Below are 3,276 nucleotides of genomic sequence, written 5' to 3' on the forward strand. Positions count from 1 at the left end.
CAGCGCGGCGTGCCGTATGTCCTGCTGGAAGCGGGCGACTACTTCGGCGGCAAGGTGCAGTCCGAACCCACCGAGGACGGTTTTCTGGTGGAAAAGGCCGCCGACGCCTTCATCCTCGGCAAGCCCTGGGCGCTGGAGTTGGCGCACGAGGTCGGGCTACATGAGGAACTGATTCACCCCCGCGAGGACACCAAAAAGCTGTATTTCCTGCGCGGCGGCCAACTGCTGGACTTTCCGCAGAACCTCAAGATGTTCGTGCCGCTGGACGATGAGAGCTTCCTGCAAAGCGGCGTTCTTTCGCCCGAAGGTTTGCAGCGGATGCTGGACGAGCAGCACATTCCGCCCAAGCCCCCGACCGATGAGGACGAGTCGCTCGCCAGCTTCATCACGCGGCGCTTTGGCGAGGAAGCGATGAATTTCATCGTGCCACTCGCGGCGGGCATCTACGTCGCCAACCCGCACGAGCTGAGCATGAAGGCCGCCTTCCCGCAATTTCTGGCGCTGGAGCAGAAATACGGCAGCGTGATTGCGGGCAGCCGCGCCACGCCCCGCGCCCAGGGGCCGATTTTCGGGTCGTTTAGGGGCGGGATGTCCACGCTGGCGAACGCGGTGGCCGCCAAACTGACGGGCGACGTGCGTTTGCATACGCCTGTGCTGGCGGTGCATCCCGACGGCGTGACCGTTGCCAGTTCAAATGGTGCAGGTGGCGAAAAAATCGCGGGGAGCGGCGTCATCCTGACCACGCCCGCGTGGTACGCCGCGCCGATGCTGCACCAGAGTTTCCCCGAGGCTTCCGCGCTGGTGGGCGAACTCAAAGCCAACGGCTCGGTGGCGGTCATTCTGGCCTACCGCGAGGGGCAATTCCCGCAAGACATGCACCTGCACGGCCTGCAAGTCGCCGCCGACGAAGGCATTCAGATGAAGGCCATCACGGTGCATTCCGCCAAAATGCACGGCCGCGCCCCCGAGGGGCATGTGCTGGTGCGGGTGTTTTTCAAGGATTTGGAACCTGCTAGAGCACGTGACGAGGCCGAGCGCGAAGTGGCACGGCTGTTCGGCGCAGAGGGCGAACCGTTGTGGTACGCCTACGCCGACTGGCGCGGCAAAAACCCCGCGTATCAGGTGGGGCATCTGGAACATCTGGCCCGCATTCGCGCTGCGCTGCCGGGCAACGTGAAGGTCGCGGGCGCGAGTTACACGGGCGTGGGCATTCCCGACTGCGTGAACGCGGGGCGGACGGCAGCGCGGGAAGTGGTCACGGCCCTGAGCCTCGACGCCTAATCCTATCCCCACATCTGATAGTTTCCCCTGCCCAGCCGCAGGGGTTTTTTGTTGTCCTACACGTGACTCGGCAGACAACGACCGGGCATCCGTCTCCATGACCTGTGCCTCCGTCTTACGCCCGAGCAAACCGCAGGCAGCCGCTGCCCCCACGCTCCACCTTTTGCCGGATGCAACTTCTCACCATCCCGGCGCGTAATGGAAGGTATGACCGATAGGCCCCTGCTGACTCCCCCCGACGCCATGCTCCAGGCCCCGGACGCGGTGCCGAGTGTTCAGCCTGCCGAAGCGCCCGAAATGGTGCCGCTCTCGCCCGAAGACCGCGTGCGGCTCGACGGTATGGCCCGCGCCTTTGCCCAGGACGTGCTGAGCGCCGGAACCAACTCGCCCGAATTCCGGCGCAAGCTCGACGCCGTGCACGACCTCGGCCTCCCCGAGCAGCGGGCCGCCGCCCAGAGCAGCAACCGGATGCTCGACCGTCCCCTGCGGGCCACCAAAGCCGGGGCACTGGCCGAAGGCAGCGACATTCTGCGCGGCCTGACCGACCTGCGCCGCACCGTCGAAGACCTCGACCCCAGCCGCACGCCCACCCCGCGCCGATTGTTCGGGTTGCTGCCCGGCGCGAAGAAAGTGCAGAGCCACCTCGACAAATACCAGTCGGCCCAGGCGCACCTCAACGGCATTCTGGAATCGCTCTACCGGGGCCAGGACGAACTGCGCCGCGACAACGCCGTGATTGAAACGGAAAAGGTCCACCTCTGGGAAACCATGCAAAAGCTGCGGCAGTACGCCCACGTCGGCAAGGCGGTAGACGAGGCGCTGACCGCGCAACTGACGCAACTCGCCCAGACCGACCCGGAAAAGGCCCGCATCGTTTCCGAGGAGCTGCTGTTCGCCGTGCGCCAGCGCGTCACCGACCTGATGACCCAACTGGCGGTCAGCATTCAGGGGTACCTGGCCCTCGACCTGGTGCGGCGCAACAACATGGAACTGATTAAAGGCGTAGACCGTGCCACGACCACCACCGTCAGCGCCCTCAAAACGGCCCTGATGGTGTCGCAGGCGCTCGGCACGCAGCAGGCCGTGCTGGGACAGGTCACGGCGGTCAACGACACCACGGGCAAGATGATTTCGTCCACCGCGCAACTGCTGCGCCAGCAGTCCACCGAGATTCAGAAACAGGCCGGAAGCGCCACAGTAGACCCGCAGGTCATCCAGAACGCCTTCCGCGAGGTCTACGGCGCACTCGACAGCATCAGCACCTACCGCCAGCAGGCGCTGGAGCGCTTCAGCGAAACCATCCGCGTCCTCGACAAGGAAGTGGGCCACGCTCAGCATTACCTCGACCGCGAGCGCCAGAGCGCGTCCCGCGAAATCGCCCAGGGGCTGAACGTGACCCAGGAAGGCGACTTGAAACTGTCCTGAGCCTCCCCGCGCCTCAGCACCCCCGACGCGATGAGCCACAATGGGCGGCGTGCCTTCCTCCCCTGCTGCCCTTCCCTTTCTTGCACTCGACATTGGCGGCACCTCTATCCGGGCCGCGCTGGTCCAGGGGGGGGAGGTCAGCCAGCGCCAGCAGGTCGCTACGCCGCAGCCCGCTGGCCCTGACGCCGTGATCGCGGCAGCCGTCGCGCTGGCCCGCCCGCTGACCCGGCAGCCATTGGCGGGCGTCGGAGTGGCCTGCGCCGGGGCCATCCGGGGCGGCGTGGTGCAGTCCACCGCCGAACACATTTTTCCTGGCTGGGCGGGAACCCCGCTGGCGGAGCGACTGGAACGGGAACTGGCACAGCCCGTCGTCGTCCTCAACGACGCCCGCGCCGCCGCGTGGGGTGAAGCCCAGGCCGGAGCGGGCCGGGGGGTGCGAGACTTCGCGTTCGTCACGGTCAGTACGGGCATCGGGGCCGGGCTGGTGCTGGGAGGGCGGCTCCATCTGGCCGACAACGGGCTGGACGCCGAACTGGGGTCCACCCTGGTTCAAACCCAGGCGGGAGAGCC

At 66.5% G+C, this 3,276-nt stretch carries 3 protein-coding genes; all 3 read left to right on the plus strand.

Features of this window, described 5'->3' with window-relative positions; all coding sequences use genetic code 11:
- Positions 1 to 1,281: protoporphyrinogen oxidase (hemG, locus tag Q4C89_RS00660; protein ID WP_303100680.1), on the plus strand; the 1,281-nt coding region annotated here is incomplete at its 5' end.
- 207 nt (positions 1,282 to 1,488) lie between these two features.
- Positions 1,489 to 2,706, plus strand: coding sequence for a toxic anion resistance protein (locus Q4C89_RS00665; protein ID WP_303100681.1), 1,218 nt, complete (start codon positions 1,489 to 1,491; stop codon positions 2,704 to 2,706).
- Positions 2,707 to 2,746: 40 nt separating this feature from the next.
- Positions 2,747 to 3,276, plus strand: a 530-nt coding sequence (locus tag Q4C89_RS00670; protein WP_303100682.1) for an ROK family protein, incomplete at its 3' end; no start/stop codon positions are given.

It is taken from the genome of Deinococcus sp. (assembly GCF_030523985.1).
Classification (GTDB): Bacteria; Deinococcota; Deinococci; order Deinococcales; family Deinococcaceae; genus Deinococcus.

Excerpts from the sequence above, each read along its gene's own strand:
- Q4C89_RS00665 (WP_303100681.1), top strand. The coding sequence starts at position 1,489 with ATGACCGATAGGCCCCTGCTGACTCCCCCCGACGCCATGCTCCAGGCC.